Source organism: Streptomyces sp. NPDC060198 (genome assembly GCF_042728415.1).
Taxonomy (GTDB): Bacteria; Actinomycetota; Actinomycetes; order Streptomycetales; family Streptomycetaceae; genus Streptomyces.
Window position 1 is genome coordinate 1 of record NZ_JBHWZJ010000161.1, and the last position, 15,903, is coordinate 15,903.

At 70.8% G+C, this 15,903-nt stretch carries 16 protein-coding genes; 13 read left to right on the forward strand and 3 right to left on the reverse strand.

The genetic code is table 11. The features are described from left to right. Window positions 1-274: 274 nt before the first annotated feature. Window positions 275-1,594: a D-arabinono-1,4-lactone oxidase gene (locus tag ACFWEP_RS20020; RefSeq protein ID WP_387371630.1), complete on the reverse strand. Its 1,320-nt coding sequence runs from the start codon at window positions 1,592-1,594 to the stop codon at window positions 275-277. Window positions 1,595-1,882: 288 nt separating this feature from the next. On the opposite strand from ACFWEP_RS20020, the gene ACFWEP_RS20025 reads away from it, so the two are divergent. Then, a complete protein-coding gene (locus ACFWEP_RS20025; RefSeq protein ID WP_387371631.1) occupies window positions 1,883-3,010 on the forward strand; it encodes a ferrochelatase in 1,128 nt (375 codons plus the stop codon). A 186-nt stretch (window positions 3,011-3,196) separates the two neighbouring features. Continuing rightward, window positions 3,197-3,997 (forward strand): inositol monophosphatase family protein, encoded by an 801-nt coding sequence (locus ACFWEP_RS20030; protein WP_387371632.1) that lies wholly within the window; start codon window positions 3,197-3,199, stop codon window positions 3,995-3,997. 240 nt (window positions 3,998-4,237) lie between these two features. On the opposite strand, the gene ACFWEP_RS20035 is transcribed toward ACFWEP_RS20030, so the two are convergent. Continuing rightward, window positions 4,238-4,423, reverse strand: a complete 186-nt coding sequence (locus ACFWEP_RS20035; RefSeq protein ID WP_387371633.1) for a hypothetical protein — start codon at window positions 4,421-4,423, stop codon at window positions 4,238-4,240. Window positions 4,424-4,805: 382 nt separating this feature from the next. On the opposite strand from ACFWEP_RS20035, the gene ACFWEP_RS20040 reads away from it, so the two are divergent. From ACFWEP_RS20040 to ACFWEP_RS20055, 4 genes are all read left to right on the forward strand, one after another. Beyond that, window positions 4,806-5,459 carry a response regulator transcription factor gene (locus ACFWEP_RS20040; RefSeq protein ID WP_275491683.1) on the forward strand — a complete coding sequence of 218 codons (654 nt, stop codon included), beginning with the start codon at window positions 4,806-4,808 and terminating at the stop codon, window positions 5,457-5,459. Window positions 5,460-5,467: 8 nt separating this feature from the next. Then, window positions 5,468-6,709, forward strand: coding sequence for a sensor histidine kinase (locus ACFWEP_RS20045; RefSeq protein ID WP_387371634.1), 1,242 nt, complete (start codon window positions 5,468-5,470; stop codon window positions 6,707-6,709). 405 nt (window positions 6,710-7,114) lie between these two features. Next, window positions 7,115-7,411 carry a DUF4193 domain-containing protein gene (locus tag ACFWEP_RS20050; protein WP_003965732.1) on the forward strand — a complete coding sequence of 99 codons (297 nt, stop codon included), beginning with the start codon at window positions 7,115-7,117 and terminating at the stop codon, window positions 7,409-7,411. A 12-nt stretch (window positions 7,412-7,423) separates the two neighbouring features. Beyond that, the gene (locus tag ACFWEP_RS20055; RefSeq protein WP_387371635.1) at window positions 7,424-8,392 is read left to right on the forward strand and encodes a hypothetical protein; all 969 of its coding nucleotides are present in this window, start codon (window positions 7,424-7,426) and stop codon (window positions 8,390-8,392) included. 76 nt (window positions 8,393-8,468) lie between these two features. On the opposite strand, the gene ACFWEP_RS20060 is transcribed toward ACFWEP_RS20055, so the two are convergent. Further along, window positions 8,469-8,936, reverse strand: a complete 468-nt coding sequence (locus ACFWEP_RS20060; protein ID WP_387371636.1) for a DUF3093 domain-containing protein — start codon at window positions 8,934-8,936, stop codon at window positions 8,469-8,471. 58 nt (window positions 8,937-8,994) lie between these two features. Between ACFWEP_RS20060 and ACFWEP_RS20065 the strand changes: the two genes are divergently transcribed. The 7 genes from ACFWEP_RS20065 (at window position 8,995) to ACFWEP_RS20095 (ending at window position 15,829) form a co-directional block, all read left to right on the forward strand. Further along, entirely contained in the window at window positions 8,995-9,579 is a 585-nt protein-coding gene (locus tag ACFWEP_RS20065; protein ID WP_387371637.1) for a PaaI family thioesterase, read from the forward strand. Further along, complete coding sequence (dut, locus tag ACFWEP_RS20070) at window positions 9,576-10,106, forward strand: dUTP diphosphatase (RefSeq protein ID WP_328718945.1); 531 nt, start codon at window positions 9,576-9,578, stop codon at window positions 10,104-10,106. Before ACFWEP_RS20065 ends, dut begins: the two co-directional genes overlap by 4 nt. A gap of 1 nt (window position 10,107) precedes the next feature. Beyond that, the gene (locus ACFWEP_RS20075) at window positions 10,108-10,878 is read left to right on the forward strand and encodes a DUF3710 domain-containing protein (RefSeq protein ID WP_387371638.1); all 771 of its coding nucleotides are present in this window, start codon (window positions 10,108-10,110) and stop codon (window positions 10,876-10,878) included. A 393-nt stretch (window positions 10,879-11,271) separates the two neighbouring features. Next, window positions 11,272-11,361 (forward strand): K(+)-transporting ATPase subunit F, encoded by a 90-nt coding sequence (gene kdpF / locus ACFWEP_RS20080; protein WP_078075662.1) that lies wholly within the window; start codon window positions 11,272-11,274, stop codon window positions 11,359-11,361. A gap of 6 nt (window positions 11,362-11,367) precedes the next feature. Beyond that, complete coding sequence (gene kdpA, locus ACFWEP_RS20085; protein ID WP_387371639.1) at window positions 11,368-13,032, forward strand: potassium-transporting ATPase subunit KdpA; 1,665 nt, start codon at window positions 11,368-11,370, stop codon at window positions 13,030-13,032. Continuing rightward, window positions 13,029-15,158 carry a potassium-transporting ATPase subunit KdpB gene (gene kdpB, locus ACFWEP_RS20090; protein ID WP_387371640.1) on the forward strand — a complete coding sequence of 710 codons (2,130 nt, stop codon included), beginning with the start codon at window positions 13,029-13,031 and terminating at the stop codon, window positions 15,156-15,158. The genes kdpA and kdpB overlap by 4 nt, the downstream gene beginning before the upstream one ends. Before the next feature lie 5 nt (window positions 15,159-15,163). After that, on the forward strand, window positions 15,164-15,829 hold the full coding sequence (locus ACFWEP_RS20095) for a potassium-transporting ATPase subunit C (RefSeq protein WP_387371641.1): 666 nt from the start codon (window positions 15,164-15,166) through the stop codon (window positions 15,827-15,829). Window positions 15,830-15,903: the final 74 nt, after the last annotated feature.

Sequence of the window (15,903 nt, forward strand, 5' to 3'; positions counted from 1 at the left end):
GCCACCACCCCCGCCCCCACGCCGACGGGTGGCGCCACCACCCCGGCGCCCTCGCCGACGCCGTCCTCCCCGGCGGCCGGTGACGGCGCGAGCACCGCGCCCGAGCAGACGGCCGACACCGGCGGCACGGTCACACCGGACCCGGCCACCGGAGGCGACACCGGCGGGGAGTGACCCGCATCCGCACCGGAGCGGCAGGACGACGGCCCCGGCCGCCACCCCACGAGGGCGGCGGCCGGGGCCGCTGTCGTACCCGCTGCCGGAATCCGGCGGATCAGTCTCCCAGTACCCGCCGCAGATAGTCGTTGCCGAACAGCCGGTCCGGGTCCAGCCGGTTGCGTACCGCCGTGAACTCACCGAACCGCGGATAGACCTCCGCGAGATACCCGGCGTCCCGGGTGTGCACCTTCCCCCAGTGCGGACGGCCCCCGTGCGCCGTCATGATCCGTTCGACCGCCGTGAAGTACGCCTGGTGCGGAGTGCCCCGGTAGAGATGGACGGCGATGTAGGCGCTCTCGCGGCCGGACGCGGTGGACAGGGCGATGTCGTCGGCGGGGGCGGTACGGACCTCGACCGGGAAACTGATCCGCAGCGGCGAGGCGTCCACCATCGCCTTGAGTTCCCGCAGCGCCGCCACGGCGGCCTCGCGCGGAAGGGCGTACTCCATTTCCATGAAGCGCACCCGGCGCGGGCTGGTGAACACCTTGTAGGGGATGTCCGTGTACGTACGGGCCGACAGGGCCCGGCTGGATACCCGGGCGATCGAGGGGATCGCCGCAGGGAAGGCGCGGCCCACCGAACAGGCCAGCTGGAATATTCCGTTGGAGAGGAGTTCGTCCTCGATCCAGCCGCTGATCCGGCCCGGCGGGGCGGAAGGGCCCGCGCTGCGGTTGTTGCGCTTGGTGTTGCAGTTGCCCGTGTGCGGGAACCAGTAGAACTCGAAGTGCTCGTTCTCGGTGACCAACTCGTCGAAGCCCGCGGTCACCGCGTCGAAGGTCATCGGCTCCTCGCGGGCGGTCAGCAGGAAGACGGGCTCCACCGCGAAGGTGATCGCGGTGATCACGCCCAGCGCGCCGAGACCGATCCGCGCGACCGCGAAGACCTCCGGGTTCTCCTGTTCGGAGCAGCGCAGCACCGTGCCGTCCGCCGTGACCAGTTCCAGGGCCCGGATCTGCGCGGCTATGGACGCCGATTCGCGGCCGGTGCCATGGGTACCGGTGGAGGTGGCCCCGGCGACGGTCTGCTCCATGATGTCGCCCATGTTGGTGAGCGAGAGGCCCTCCCGGGCGAGGGCGGCGTTGAGCCGCTTGAGCGGAGTGCCCGCCTCCACGGTGACCGTCATCGCCTCCCGGTCGATGCCACGGATGCCGGTGAGCAGGTCGGGACGGACGAGTACCCCGTCGGTGGCCGCCGCCGCCGTGAACGAGTGACCCGTGCCGACCGGCTTCACCCGCAGTCCGTCTTCGGCGGCCCGGCGCACCGCGTCGGCGAGTTCGTCCACGGAGGCGGGTGAGACCTCCCGTACCGGCCGGGCGGTGACGTTCCCCGCCCAGTTGCGCCACGCGCGCGCCGTCCTTGCGTCGGTGCTGGTCATCTTCCCCACGCTTTCCCGTCTGCGCCGGCCTCGCCGGCCGCCGATACCCCGGGCACGCCGCGACGGCCGCGAGCGCGCCCACCACCGCGTACCCCGCCCGGCGCCGGACGCGTCACGCAAGAGCGCCACGGCCAGGAACGGCAGGCTCCCGGCCAGTTGGAGGGGGATCATACTCACGGCCGCCGCCCGCAACCGCGCCCGGTCGCGATACCGCTCGTACGACCCGCCCCGCGGGCGGGACGGATGTCGGTGGCGATGCTCCCGGCCCCGGGTGGCAGGATCGGAGCCATGCCCGATCTGCGCGACCCCGCTCCCTACGACGCCCTGCTCCTCCTCTCCTTCGGCGGTCCCGAAGGCCCGGACGACGTGGTTCCGTTCCTCCGGAACGTCACCCACGGTCGGGGCATCCCCGAAGAGCGGCTGAAGGAGGTCGGCAAGCACTACTTCCTCTTCGACGGCATCAGTCCGATCAACGGCCAGAACCGGGACTTGCTGGAAGCCCTGCGTACGGACTTCGCAGGCCACGGGCTGGACCTTCCGGTGTACTGGGGCAACCGCAACTGGGCCCCGTACCTGACCGACACCCTGCGCGAGATGACCGAGGCGGGACACCGCCGGATTCTGACCCTCGCGACGAGCGCCTACGCCTCCTACTCGGGCTGCAGGCAGTACCGCGAGAACCTCGCCGACGCGCTGGAGACCCTGCGGGCCGAAGGCCTGACGGTGCCGCGCGTGGACAAACTGCGCCACTACTTCAACCACCCCGGCTTCGTGACGCCCATGACCGACGGCGTGCTCGCCTCGCTCGCGAGCCTCACCGACGAAGAGCGTGCGGGAGCCCACCTGGCCTTCACCACGCACTCCATCCCCGTGTCGGCGGCCGACACCTCCGGGCCCGCGGAGGCCCACGGCGACGGCGGCGCCTACGTCGCCGAGCACCTCGACGTCGCCCGGGTGATCGTCGCAGCGGTCCGCGAGGAGACCGGCGTCGAGTACCCCTGGCAGCTCGTCTACCAGTCCCGCAGCGGCGCCCCGCACATCCCGTGGCTCGAACCCGACATCTGCGACCACCTGGAGGGCCTGCACGGCGACGGCGTCCCGGCGGTCGTGATGGTTCCCATCGGGTTCGTCTCCGACCACATGGAGGTCCTCTACGACCTCGACACGGAGGCCACCGCCAAGGCCGCCGAGCTCGGGCTGCCCGTCCGCCGGTCGGCCACCGTCGGTGCCGACCCGCGGTTCGCCGCGGCCGTCCGCGACCTCGTGCTGGAGCGCGCCGCCACCGAGCAGGGGTACCGCGTGGACCGCTGCGCGCTCGGCGCTCTCGGCCCCTCGCACGACCTCTGCCCGGTCGGCTGCTGTCCGGCCAGGGCACCGAAGCCGGCCGCCGCGGGCGCCGACAGCCCGTTCGCCTGACCGCACCGCACCGCACCGCGAACGCACCGGCACCGCACCGCAACCGCACACGTGCCGCACTGCGCCAACACTGCTCCGCACAGCATCGGCAGGGTCGCCGGGCGGGAGCCGTCACACCTCCGATGCCCCGTGTCCGAACCGAACTGCCCGAGCCCGACCTACCGAACCCGACTCTCTGGGAGCGCCGTGACCGACCCCCTGCTCGCCGAACTCCTCGAACTCGCCCGGACCGCCGCCGCCCGCGCCGGAGCCCTGCTGCGCGACGGCCGTCCTGCCGACCTGGGGGTGGCCGCGACCAAATCGAGCCCCATCGACGTCGTCACCGAGATGGACATCGCCGCCGAGAAGCTGATCACCGGCTACCTCCTGGACCACCGCCCGGAGGACGGCTTCCTCGGCGAGGAGGGCGCGAGCCGCGAGGGCACCAGCGGTGTCCGCTGGGTCATCGACCCGCTGGACGGGACGGTGAACTACCTCTACTCCCTGCCGACCTGGGCCGTCTCGATCGCCGCGGAGCTCGACGGGGAGCGGGTCGTGGGCGTGGTCGAGGCGCCGATGCGCGGCGAGACCTTCCATGCGGTGCGGGGAGGCGGCGCGTACGTGAACGGCACCGCTCTGCGCGTCCGGCCCGCCCCGCCGCTGGACCAGGCGCTCGTGTCGACCGGCTTCAACTACGTCGCCACCGTCCGCACCCACCAGGCCGACGTGGCCCAGCAGCTGATCCCGAGGCTCCGCGACATCCGGCGCGGGGGGTCGGCCGCCATCGACCTGTGCGACGTGGCCGCCGGCCGGCTCGACGGCTACTACGAGCGCGGACTCCACCCCTGGGACCTGGCGGCCGGCGACCTCATCGCCCGCGAGGCCGGCGCGCTCACCGGCGGACGCCCGGGGCTGCCCGCCGACGGGGACCTGACGGTGGCCGCGTCGCCGGGCGTCTTCGAGCCCCTCCAGGCGATCCTGGAGAAGCTGGGTGCCTGGCACGACTGACGCCGGACCCCGGCGCGGACACGTGACACGTGACATGTGCCGGACGTGCGGAACGCCCGCCGCGACTCCTCGGGAGTTCCGGCGGGCGTTCCGTGTGGTGCGGGCGACGCGTGTCGCCGCGGCCTGGTGGTGCGGCTCGGTCGTGCGGTGCGGCTCGGCGGTGCGGTGGGGCCTGGTGGTGCGGCTCGGTCGTGCGGGTGGCGCACGTGCGGTGGGTGCGGTGTGCGGGTCGGTTCCGGGTCAGACGGTGGTGACTCCGGTCCCGACGCCGGTCTCGACGCCGTGTTCGGCGGCGAGGCGCAGCAGATCGTCCAGCTCGCTCTGCTCGACGTCCGCCAGGAAGTCGTCACCCGTCTCGCGGGCCCGGGTGAGGTCGGACTCGGTCGTCCTGATGCGATGCAGCAGCCCTGCGGTGAAAGCGTCCATGAAGCGCCCCCTCGGCGTGGGTCGGTGGCACGGGGGTGTGCCGGGATGTCTCGGGCCTGGTCCCGAGTGCCGTCGGTCACGCGGTTCCTCCGGGAAAAGGAACGGCAGTGGCGAGCCACGTACGTGGCGTGATCGCGGGTGTAAATCCGTCCTCCCCGGGCCGGGAGCGGGAGAAACCTCAACTCGCCCGTGAATATGCCGCCTTCCTCGTTTCCCTCCGAACCCGCAGGTCGCCGCCGGCCGTCTTACCGCCGGTTTATGGGTGTTGCGGGCAGGATGGTCGCGAACAGTCGGTCCGCCGTGCCCCGGGAAGGGGGCGGCCGGGCTGCCCGCGGGACGTGCGGAACGTCCGCCGGAACCGCATCAGAGAAGGGACAGTGCCGTGCGCGTACTCGTCGTCGAGGACGAGCAGCTGCTCGCCGACGCGGTGGCCACCGGACTCCGCCGCGAGGCGATGGCCGTCGACGTGGTCTACGACGGAGCGGCGGCCCTGGAACGGGTCGAGGTCAACGACTACGACGTCGTGGTGCTCGACCGGGACCTCCCGCTCGTCCACGGGGACGACGTCTGCCGCAAGATCGTCGAGCTGGGCATGCCCACCCGGGTGCTCATGCTCACCGCTTCCGGGGACGTGTCCGACCGGGTCGAAGGACTGGAGCTGGGAGCCGACGACTACCTCCCCAAGCCCTTCGCCTTCAGCGAGCTGACCGCTCGGGTCCGCGCGCTGGGCCGGCGTACGACGGTGGCGCTGCCCCCCGTCCTGGAGCGGGCCGGCATCAAGCTCGACCCCAACCGCCGCGAAGTGTTCCGGGGCGAGCAGGAGATCCAGCTCGCGCCGAAGGAGTTCGCCGTGCTGGAGGTCCTGATGCGCAGCGAGGGTGCGGTGGTCTCGGCCGAACAGCTGCTGGAGAAGGCGTGGGACGAGAACACCGACCCCTTCACCAACGTCGTGCGGGTGACCGTCATGACGCTGCGCCGCAAACTCGGTGAGCCCCCGGTCATCGTCACCGTCCCCGGTTCCGGTTACCGGATCTGAGCGACTCGATGGCCACGTCCTCGGCGCCGGTGCCGGCGCCCCCGAAACCCACCTGGGACCCCAAGCAACAGGACCTCACCTCGCCCTGGCTGCGTCCCACCATCCGGATACGGCTGACGCTCCTCTACGGCGGGATGTTCCTGATCGCGGGCATCCTGCTGCTCGCGATCATCTACATGCTGGCCGCGCAGGCCCTGCACGACGCCGGAGGCCCCGCCTTCCAGGTGTCCGGCACCAACGTCCGGATCTCCAGCACGACGTGCCCGCAACTGGCGGCCTCGCAGAACAACGACCAGCTCAACGACGCCATCAAGGCTTGCACGGCCTCCCAGCGCCAGCACGCGCTGGACAGCCTGCTGAACCGGGCCCTGCTGGCGCTCGTGGGGCTCAGCATCATCGCGTTCGCCTTCGGCTACGCGATGGCGGGCCGCGTCCTGTCGCCGCTCGGCAAGATCACCCGTACCGCCCGCAGGGTGGCCGGGACGGATCTGTCGCGCCGGATCGAGCTGGACGGACCGGACGACGAGCTCAAGGAGCTCTCCGACACCTTCGACGAGATGCTGGACCGCCTGGAGCGCGCCTTCACCGCGCAGCAGCGGTTCGTCGGCAACGCCTCGCACGAGCTGCGGACCCCGCTGGCGATCAACCGCACCCTGCTGGAGGTGCACCTCTCGGACCCCGCGGCCCCGCCCGAGCTCCAGCAGCTGGGCAAGACGCTGCTCGCCACCAATGAGCGCAGTGAGCAGCTGGTGGAGGGCCTTCTGCTGCTCGCCAGGAGCGAGAACCAGATCGTCGAGCGGAAGCCGGTCGACCTGGCCGAGGTCGCCGAGCGAGCCATCGACCAGGCCCGCGCGGAGGCCGCCCAGAAGGGCGTGGAGATCCGCGGTGAGCGCGCGCCCGCCGTGGTCCAGGGCAACGGCGTCCTGCTGGAGCGGATCGCCCTGAACCTCGTACAGAACGCCGTGCGCTACAACGTCCCGGAGTCGGGCTGGGTGGAGGTCACCTCCCACTTCGGGCCCGGGCAGGCGCTGCTGGTGGTCTCGAACACAGGGCCGGTGGTTCCCGCGTACGAGATCGACAACCTCTTCGAGCCGTTCCGCAGGCTCCGCACGGAGCGGACGGGGAGCGACAAGGGGGTCGGACTCGGCCTGTCGATCGCGAGATCCGTGGCGCGGGCCCATGGAGGCCGTATCATCGCGGAGCCCCGAGAGGGTGGCGGTCTCGTGATGCGCGTCACTCTGCCCGTCTGAAAAGCGTCACGGCGCGAGCGGGGGAGGGTCCATCGCTTTCGCTTTGAGCGGAATTTTCGTACTGCGTCCCCGGTTTGTCCCTGTGTGATCGATCACAGGGGCCACAGTGGACACGTCTACTCTCCGTGAGCCTCCTTCGGGCGTAAAGCCGGGAAACGCCCGGGTTTTCGAGGGGTGGTATCACGGGAAGTACACGGGGTGGCACCCGTGGAGCAGGGCATCCGGACCGTGTACGGTCCCCTTCGCCACCCAAGACGGCCGCTCAGCGGCGGCCGGTTCGGGTGTCGATTGAGTAACAGACCTTGATGTGAGGCAAAATCTCCGCCTCAGGTCGGGCACAAGTCCGGCCTCTCACGCGTTACGTGCGCTGAGACACCCGCAGAAACCCAAGAGGGGGAGAGCGACATGGCAACGGATTACGACACCCCACGCAAGACCGACGACGACGTCGATCAGGACAGCCTGGAAGAGCTGAAGGCGCGGCGGAGCGACAAGACCGCGTCCGCCGTCGACGTCGACGAGTTCGACGCCGCGGAGGGCCTTGAGCTGCCCGGCGCGGACCTGTCCAACGAAGAACTCGCCGTTCGCGTCCTGCCCAAGCAGGCCGACGAGTTCACCTGCATGAGCTGTTTCCTCGTGCACCACCGCAGCCAGCTGGCTCGCGAGAAGAACGGTCAGCCGATCTGCCGCGACTGCGACTGAGGCAGGCCTGCCGTGACAGGCGACAACCCGTTTCGGAAGCGGCGCTCACGGCGCAGTGAAGGGCCGGAGGCGAATGAGGGCGACACGGGCCCGGCAGAGGGCTCGCAAGTCCCTGACGGGCGTCACAAGGCCCCGCACGACCCCTCCGGCACGACCGACGACGAGCGGGGCCACCCGGCCTCGCTCGAAGTGGCCCCGGCGGCCGGCCTGCCGGACGGGGCCGGACAGGCCGGGGAGCCCGGTGGCCGGCGCACCCCGGCACCCGACGCGGCCCCGACCGGGCCGCTGAACGCAGTGAAACGGGGCGTGCACAAGGGCGGGGAGAGCGTCAGAGCGGTCGCCGGACATCTGGCCGACCGGATCATCGACACGGCTCCCCGCGTCCCCGTGCGCGACCTCGCCACGCTCCGCCGCCACTTTCCGGGACTCGGTCCCGAGGAGATCGCGGACCGCCTCGTCGCGGGTGCGAGCAAGGCCACCGCGGCCGTGGGCGCGGGCATCGGGGCCGCGGCCATGCTGCCCGTACCCCCCGCCATGCTCGCCGAGCTCGCGGCGGAGATCACCGGGGTGGCCGCGATCGAGCTGAAGCTCGTCGCCGAACTCCACGAGGTCTACGGCAACCGCCCCCCGGGCAACCTCACCCAGCGCACCACCGCCTACCTCGCGTCCTGGACGGAGGAGCGCGGCGTCGACGTCAGCCGCCCCGTCACGCTCAACGCGGCCCTGGGCGGCCAGATGAAACGCGAGCTGCGCCAGCAGATCATGAAGCGCATGGCGCGCGATCTGCCCAACCTCATCCCCCTGATGATCGGGGCCGCCGTGGGCGCGGCGATGAACCGCCGCGACACCCGCAAGCTTGCCGGACACATCAGGAAGGACCTGCGGAAACACCAGGTCGCCTGGGACCGGCTGACCGGACTTCCGGCACTGGAGCGGCCCGCCGGGCCCTCCGTCCTCCCTCCGGAGGCAGAGGGCCGCTGAGCGGCCCGCACGGCCCGCTCGCACGACCCGCGCAGCCTGCCGACCATCGGCAGGCTGCCGGTGGTAGGGGAGCTGCTCAGTCCTGTGCCGCCACCGGCGCGGTGGAGAGCGCGGCGATGAGCGCCTGCGGCTCGCGCGTCGAGAGGTAGAGGTAGGGCGTGGGGTCCGCGGGATCGGTCACCTTCACCCGCACCGCCGTCGGGATGTAGCCGCGCAGCAGCATGAAGGCGCGCGCGTCCGCCTTGTACGTACGCCAGGCCCGCGCCTCCTCCGCGTCCAGCGCCTCGGCGTCCCCGAGCGCGGAGAGGGGAATCCGCGCGTCCCCGGCGACCAGGGAGTCCGCGACCACCCGGATGCGGACGGAGCCGTACGAACTGACCACGACCGCCGTCGCGGCCGTACCGCCGACCAGCCCCGCGAGGAGGAACAGGCCGCCGAGCGGCAGGAGCATCAGCGCGCAGGCCACCCCCGCCCCGAAGGCGAGGAGCCACCAGGTGCGGGGTGCGGTGAGGCGTTCGTCGTAGGGCGGTACGGAAGGCTGCATGGGAACAAGCTTGGCACGGCGAGACCCGCGGTCGGGCTCGCGGGTAAGGTCTGCGCGTGTGAGTGGAACATCTGCAGCTCTGACACCCCCGGCCGACGCGGTGGCACCCGTGCGGCACCCCGAGGCGCCCGCGCCCGGTGAGCTTCTCGGCTCGCACTACGAACACTGTTTCGGCTGCGGCGGCGAGCAGCCCCACGGCCTGCACCTCGCGGCCCGGGCCGGCGAGGGCGTGAGCGTGACCGCCGAGTTCACCGTGCGTCCCGAACACCAGGGTGCGCCCGGTCTGGCGCACGGCGGAGTGCTCGCCACGGCGCTGGACGAGACGCTCGGCTCGCTGAGCTGGCTGCTGCGGGTCATCGCGGTCACCGGGCGGCTGGAGACCGACTTCTCCGCGCCCGTCCCGGTCGGGACCGTGCTGCACGTGGAGGCGCGGGTCGTCGCCGTGCACGGCAGGAAGATCTACTCCACCGCCGTCGGCCGGATCGGCGGCCCCGGGGGCCCCGTCGCGGTGCGGGCCGACGCCCTCTTCGTCGAGGTGAAGGTCGACCACTTCATCGACAACGGCCGCCCCGACGAGATCCGCGCGGCGATGGCCGACCCCGACCAGATCAAGCGTGCCCGAGCCTTCGAGGTGAACCCGTGACCCGTCCTCCCGTCGACGTCCTTCTCCGGCGCCTGGACCCGCAGGTCCCGGTTCCCGCGTACGGCCACCCCGGCGATGCCGGTGCCGACCTGGTGACCACCGAGGCGGCGGAGCTCGCCCCGGGGGAGCGGGCGGTGCTGCCCACCGGAGTGTCGATCGCCCTGCCGGACGGCTACGCGGCGTTCGTGCACCCCCGCTCCGGCCTCGCGGCCCGCTGCGGAGTAGCCCTCGTGAATGCCCCGGGGACGGTGGATGCCGGGTACCGTGGAGAGATCAAGGTGATCGTCGTCAACCTCGACCCGCGCGAGACCGTGCGGTTCGAGCGTTTCGACCGGATTGCCCAATTGATCGTCCAGCAGGTCGAGAAGGTGCGCTTCCACGAGGTCGCGGAACTTCCCGGCTCGGCACGGGCCGAGGGGGGATTCGGGTCCACCGGCGGTCATGCCTCGGTGGACGGCGTCGGGGGCGGTAACACCCCGGGTGGGAACAACTACGCTTCGGTCGTATCCGACCGGGAAGGACAGTGACGTGTTCGGACGTCGCAAGAAGAGTGGTTCCGCCGAGGACACGGTGGACGAAGCGCGCGAGACCGAGCAGGTCGCCGACGAGCTCGATGACGCCGACAACGCGGTGAGCGCGCGTCGGACGAACCTTCCGCCGGCCCCTCGGCCGGACGGACCCTGGGACATCTCCGAGGTCTCCAGGCCCGGCGAGGGCCGGGTCGACCTGGGTGGCGTCTTCGTGCCCGGAGTCGAGGGCATGGAACTCCGGGTGGAGGTGGCCGGGGACGCGATCGTCGCCGCCACCGTGGTGCTGCGCGACAGCGCGATCCAGCTGCAGGCCTTCGCCGCCCCCAAGAAGGAGGGCATCTGGGGCGAGGTCCGCGAGGAGATCGCCTCGGGCATCACCAAGCAGGGCGGGATCATCGACGAGGTCGAGGGCCCGCTCGGCTGGGAGCTGCGCGCCCAGGTCCCCGTACAGCTTCCCGACGGGAAGAACGGTGTCCAGCTGGTGCGCTTCGTCGGTGTCGACGGACCCCGGTGGTTCCTGCGCGGAGTGATCTCGGGCCAGGGCGCCGTGCAGCCGCAGGCCGCCGGACTCCTGGAGCAGATCTTCCGGGACACCGTGGTCGTCCGCGGCGAGGGCCCGATGGCCCCCCGTGACCCGATCGTCCTCAAGCTCCCCAACGACGCCCAGATGGTGCCCGAGGGTGTCCAGCAGGAGGACCAGGAGAACTCCAAGTTCTCCGGCGGCATGGGCCAGCTCCAGCGCGGACCGGAGATCAGCGAGATCCGCTGAGGGCTGTCGGTACGGGTTCGTACGGACGCACGGACTGTTCAGGCCGGTGGGCCGCATCCCTTCACCCGGGGTGCGGCCCACCGGTCTTTTCGCGTGCCGTGCGGCCCTCGTCCGCCGGTGTCTCTCCCGCATGCGCTTACTCGTGTCTCCCGCGCCGCGTCCGGCAGCCGTCAGGGGCGCGTATCGGCGCCGTATGGGCGCCGTCAAGGGAGCGCCTGCGCACGTATGGAAGACATCAACGGCGGCCTGAAAGGCTCTGGCCGGAGGTTTGCTCAGGGGGTCCGAGAAACCGAACCTCATCTAGGAGCACACGATGGCCGACGTGGCCTTCGTCGTCACCACGATCGCGGTCTTCGCGCTGGTGGCCCTCATCGCCAGGGGGGTGGCGAAGCTGTGACTGCCGAGAACATCGTCGGCCTCGTCGTGGCCGTCGCCCTGCTGGGCTACCTCGTCCTCGCCCTTCTGTACCCGGAGAGGTTCTAGCCCGACATGAGTCCCCTCTTCGCCGGTGTGCTCCAAGTGCTCGCGCTGATCGTCGCGCTGGGCCTGGCCTACCGCCCCCTCGGCGACCACATGGCACGCGTCTACTCCTCCGACAAGCACTTGCGCGTCGAGAAGTGGATGTACCGGGCCATCGGCGCCGACCCCGGCACCCAGATGCGCTGGCCCGCCTACCTGCGCGGCGTCCTCGCGTTCTCCGCGGTGAGCCTGCTCTTCCTGTACCTGCTCCAGCGGCTGCAGGGCAGTCTGCCCGGCTCCCTCGGCTTCGTCTCGATCGACCCGGACCAGGCGTTCAACACGGCGGCGTCCTTCGTCGCCAACACCAACTGGCAGTCGTACTACGGCGAGCAGGCCATGGGCCACGTCGTGCAGACCGGCGGCCTCGCGGTGCAGAACTTCGTCTCCGCCGCCGTCGGCATGGCCGTCGCGGTGGCTCTCGTACGCGGCTTCGCCCGGTCCCGCACCGGTGAGCTCGGCAACTTCTGGTCCGACCTGGTGCGCGGCACGGTCCGCATCCTGCTCCCCATCTCGGTGCTCGGTGCGCTGATCCTGGTCGCCTGCGGCGCGATCCAGAACTTCTCCGGCATCCACGAGGTCGGCCAGTTCATTGGCGGTTCGCAGCAGTGGAACGGCGGCGCGGTCGCCTCGCAGGAGGTCATCAAGGAGCTGGGCACGAACGGCGGCGGTTACTTCAACGCCAACTCCGCCCACCCCTTCGAGAACCCCAACGGCCTCACCAACCTCTTCGAAGCCTTCCTGATCCTCGTCATCCCCTTCGCGCTGACCCGCACCTTCGGCCGCATGGTCGGCTCGCTCAAGCAGGGCTACGCGATCCTCGGCACGATGGCCGCCATCTGGGTCGGCTTCATCGCCCTGATGATGTGGACCGAGTTCGCCCACCACGGCCCCGCGTTCGACATCGCGGGCGGAGCGATGGAGGGCAAGGAGAATCGATTCGGCGTCGCCGGATCATCGATCTTCGCCGTCACCACCACGCTCACCTCCACCGGTGCGGTCGACTCGTTCCACTCCTCCTACACCGGCTTCGGCGGCGGCATCACCATGCTGGGGATGCAGCTCGGCGAGATCGCGCCCGGTGGGGTCGGCTCCGGCCTCTACGGCATGCTGATCATGGCGATCATCGCGGTCTTCCTGGCCGGCCTGATGGTCGGGCGCACGCCGGAGTACCTGGGCAAGAAGATCGGCACCCGCGAGATCAAGCTCGCGGCCTGCTACATCCTGGTGGTCCCCGCCCTGGTGCTCGGCTTCACGGCCGTGGCGATGGCGCTGCCCACCCCGGGCAACTCCATGACGAACACGGGCGCGCACGGTTTCTCCGAGATCCTGTACGCCTACACCTCAGGCGCGAACAACAACGGCTCCGCCTTCGCGGGGCTCAACGCCGACACCCAGTGGTTCAACACCACCATCGGGCTCGCGATGCTCCTCGGACGGTTCGTCCCGATGGTCTTCGTGCTGGCCCTGGCCGGCTCGCTGGCCGAGCAGAAGCCCGTACCGGAGACCACCGGCACCCTCAGCACCCACAAGCCGCTCTTCAGCGGGCTGCTGGTCGGCGCCATCATGATCGTCACCGGTCTGACCTACTTCCCCGCCCTCGCTCTGGGCCCGCTCGCCGAGGGGCTGGCGTCATGACCACACGAACCCCGCAAGAGGACACCATGTCCACCCTCGCCCAGCCGCCCGCACCGCACGGGGACGGACCGGCCGACCCGAAGCCGGCCGCCGCCCGCGTCGGCGGAGGATTCTTCGACCCGAAGCAGCTGCTCACCTCCTTCCCGGAGGCGGTCCGCAAGCTCGACCCCCGGGTGATGGTCAAGTCCCCGGTCATGTTCGTGGTGCTGGTCGGCTCGGTCTTCACGACCGTGCTCGCGGCCACGGACCCCACCGACTGGTTCGGCTGGGCCATCGCCCTCTGGCTGTGGCTGACGACGATCTTCGCCAATCTTGCCGAGGCGGTGGCCGAGGGGCGCGGCAAGGCGCAGGCCGACACCCTGCGCAAGGCCAAGACCGACACGGTCGCCCGCCGGCTGATCGGCCCGCGCGAGGAGAGCGTCCCCGGCACCGAACTGCGCATCGGCGACCTGGTCGTCTGCGAGGCCGGGGACGTCATCCCCGGCGACGGTGACGTCGTGGAGGGTGTGGCTTCGGTCGACGAGTCCGCGATCACGGGCGAGTCGGCTCCGGTGATCCGTGAGTCCGGCGGCGACCGCAGTGCCGTCACCGGTGGCACGAAGGTCCTCTCCGACCGCATCGTCATCAAGATCACGACCAAGCCGGGCGAGACCTTCATCGACCGGATGATCAGCCTGGTCGAGGGCGCGGCGCGGCAGAAGACGCCGAACGAGATCGCGCTGAACATCCTGCTGGCGTCGCTCACGATCGTCTTCATGCTCGCCGTCGTGACCCTCCAGCCGTTCGCGGTCTACGCGGGCAGCAAGCAGTCGATGATCGTGCTGGCCGCGCTGCTGGTCTGCCTGATTCCGACGACGATCGGGGCGCTGCTCTCGGCGATCGGTATCGCCGGCATGGACCGGCTGGTGCAGCGCAACGTGCTGGCCATGTCCGGCCGGGCCGTCGAGGCCGCGGGTGACGTCTCGACCCTGCTGCTCGACAAGACCGGCACCATCACCCTCGGCAACCGCCAGGCCGCCGAGTTCCTCCCGGTCAGGGGCACGACCGAGGCGGAGCTCGCCGACGCCGCCCAGCTCTCCTCGCTCGCCGACGAGACCCCCGAGGGCCGCTCCATCGTGGTCCTCGCCAAGGACCGGTACGGACTGCGCGAGCGCCACCAGGGAGAGTTGTCCGGGGCCACCTGGGTCGAGTTCACCGCACAGACCCGTATGTCTGGCGTGGACGTGGACGGCCGCGCGGTCCGCAAGGGCGCGTCGGGGTCCCTGCTCGCCTGGGTACGCGACCAGGGCGGTACGGTCTCCGAGGACGCTGGTCCGCTGTCCGACAGCATCTCCGAGGCCGGCGGCACCCCGTTGCTGGTGGCCGTGCACGACGACCGGGGCGCCCGGGTCCTGGGTGTCGTCCACCTCAAGGACGTCGTCAAGGAGGGGATGCGGGAGCGGTTCGACGAGCTGCGCCGGATGGGCATCCGCACGGTGATGATCACCGGCGACAACCCGCTGACCGCCAAGGCCATCGCCGAGGAGGCGGGGGTCGACGACTTCCTCGCCGAGGCGACGCCCGAGGACAAGATGGCCCTCATCAAGCGGGAGCAGGCGGGCGGCAAGCTCGTCGCGATGACCGGTGACGGTACGAACGACGCCCCCGCCCTCGCCCAGGCCGACGTCGGCGTGGCGATGAACACCGGCACCTCGGCCGCCAAGGAGGCCGGGAACATGGTGGACCTGGACTCCAACCCCACCAAGCTGATCGAGATCGTCGCGATCGGCAAGCAGCTCCTCATCACCCGCGGTGCGCTCACCACGTTCTCGATCGCCAACGACGTCGCGAAGTACTTCGCGATCATCCCGGCCATGTTCGCGGTGGTCTACCCGGGTCTGGACAAGCTCAACATCATGCGGCTCGACTCCCCGCAGTCCGCGATCCTGTCCGCCGTCGTCTTCAACGCGCTGATCATCGTCGCGCTGGTGCCGCTCGCCCTCAAGGGCGTCCGCTACCGGCCGGCCGGCGCGGACAGCATGCTCCGGCGCAACCTCGGCCTCTACGGCCTCGGCGGCCTGGTCGCCCCGTTCATCGGCATCAAGATCATCGACCTGATCATCTCCCTCATCCCCGGAATCGGCTGATCGGCATGAACACCTCCGTAGGAAACACGACCCGGCTGCTGCTGGCCGGTCTGAGGGCCCTGCTCGTCCTCACCCTGGTCTGCGGCGTCATCTACCCGCTCGCGGTCACCGGTGTCGCCCAGGCGCTCTTCTCCCACAAGGCCAACGGCTCCGAGGTCAGCAGCGACGGCGAGGTCGTCGGCTCCGAGCTGATCGGCCAGCGCTACGACCTGCCCCTGAAGGACGGCCAGGACACGGCGGACCCGGACCTCAAGTGGTTCCAGCCCCGCCCCACCAACGGTCTCGGCAGCAACAGCGTCAACACCCAGTACAAGATCATCCTCTCCGGGGCGACCAACCGCTCCGGCGACAACAAGGACCTGATCGACTGGGTCACCGCCGCCAAGGCCGCCGTGGTCGAGGACAACTCGGTCCCCGGCCACCCGGTCGACCCGGACGACGTGCCGGCGGACGCCGTCACCTCCTCCGGCTCCGGCCTGGACCCCGACATCTCCCCGGAGTACGCGGACATCCAGATCCGCCGCGTAGCCGAGAGGAACCACCTCCCGGTGGACCGGGTGAGCAAGCTCGTCGACGAGAACACCAGCGGACGCATCATCGGCTTCATCGGTGAACCCCGCGTCAACGTCCTCAAGCTGAACATCGCCCTGAAGAAGCTCGCCAGGGGGTGACGGGGCCTGCGGTCAGGCGGGACGGCGGTCGGCCTCGGCCACCTCGTTGATCTTCCCGACCGGGACGTGGACGC

What these genes read in the sequence shown, in the direction of transcription:
- ACFWEP_RS20020 (WP_387371630.1), bottom strand. Translation starts at nt 1,594, where the DNA reads ATGACCAGCACCGACGCAAGGACGGCGCGCGCGTGGCGCAACTGGGCG.
- ACFWEP_RS20025 (WP_387371631.1), top strand. Translation starts at nt 1,883, where the DNA reads ATGCCCGATCTGCGCGACCCCGCTCCCTACGACGCCCTGCTCCTCCTC.
- ACFWEP_RS20035 (WP_387371633.1), bottom strand. Translation starts at nt 4,423, where the DNA reads ATGGACGCTTTCACCGCAGGGCTGCTGCATCGCATCAGGACGACCGAG.
- ACFWEP_RS20045 (WP_387371634.1), top strand. Translation starts at nt 5,468, where the DNA reads ATGGCCACGTCCTCGGCGCCGGTGCCGGCGCCCCCGAAACCCACCTGG.
- ACFWEP_RS20050 (WP_003965732.1), top strand. Translation starts at nt 7,115, where the DNA reads ATGGCAACGGATTACGACACCCCACGCAAGACCGACGACGACGTCGAT.
- ACFWEP_RS20060 (WP_387371636.1), bottom strand. Translation starts at nt 8,936, where the DNA reads ATGCAGCCTTCCGTACCGCCCTACGACGAACGCCTCACCGCACCCCGC.
- kdpA (WP_387371639.1), top strand. Translation starts at nt 11,368, where the DNA reads ATGAGTCCCCTCTTCGCCGGTGTGCTCCAAGTGCTCGCGCTGATCGTC.
- kdpB (WP_387371640.1), top strand. Translation starts at nt 13,029, where the DNA reads ATGACCACACGAACCCCGCAAGAGGACACCATGTCCACCCTCGCCCAG.
- ACFWEP_RS20095 (WP_387371641.1), top strand. Translation starts at nt 15,164, where the DNA reads ATGAACACCTCCGTAGGAAACACGACCCGGCTGCTGCTGGCCGGTCTG.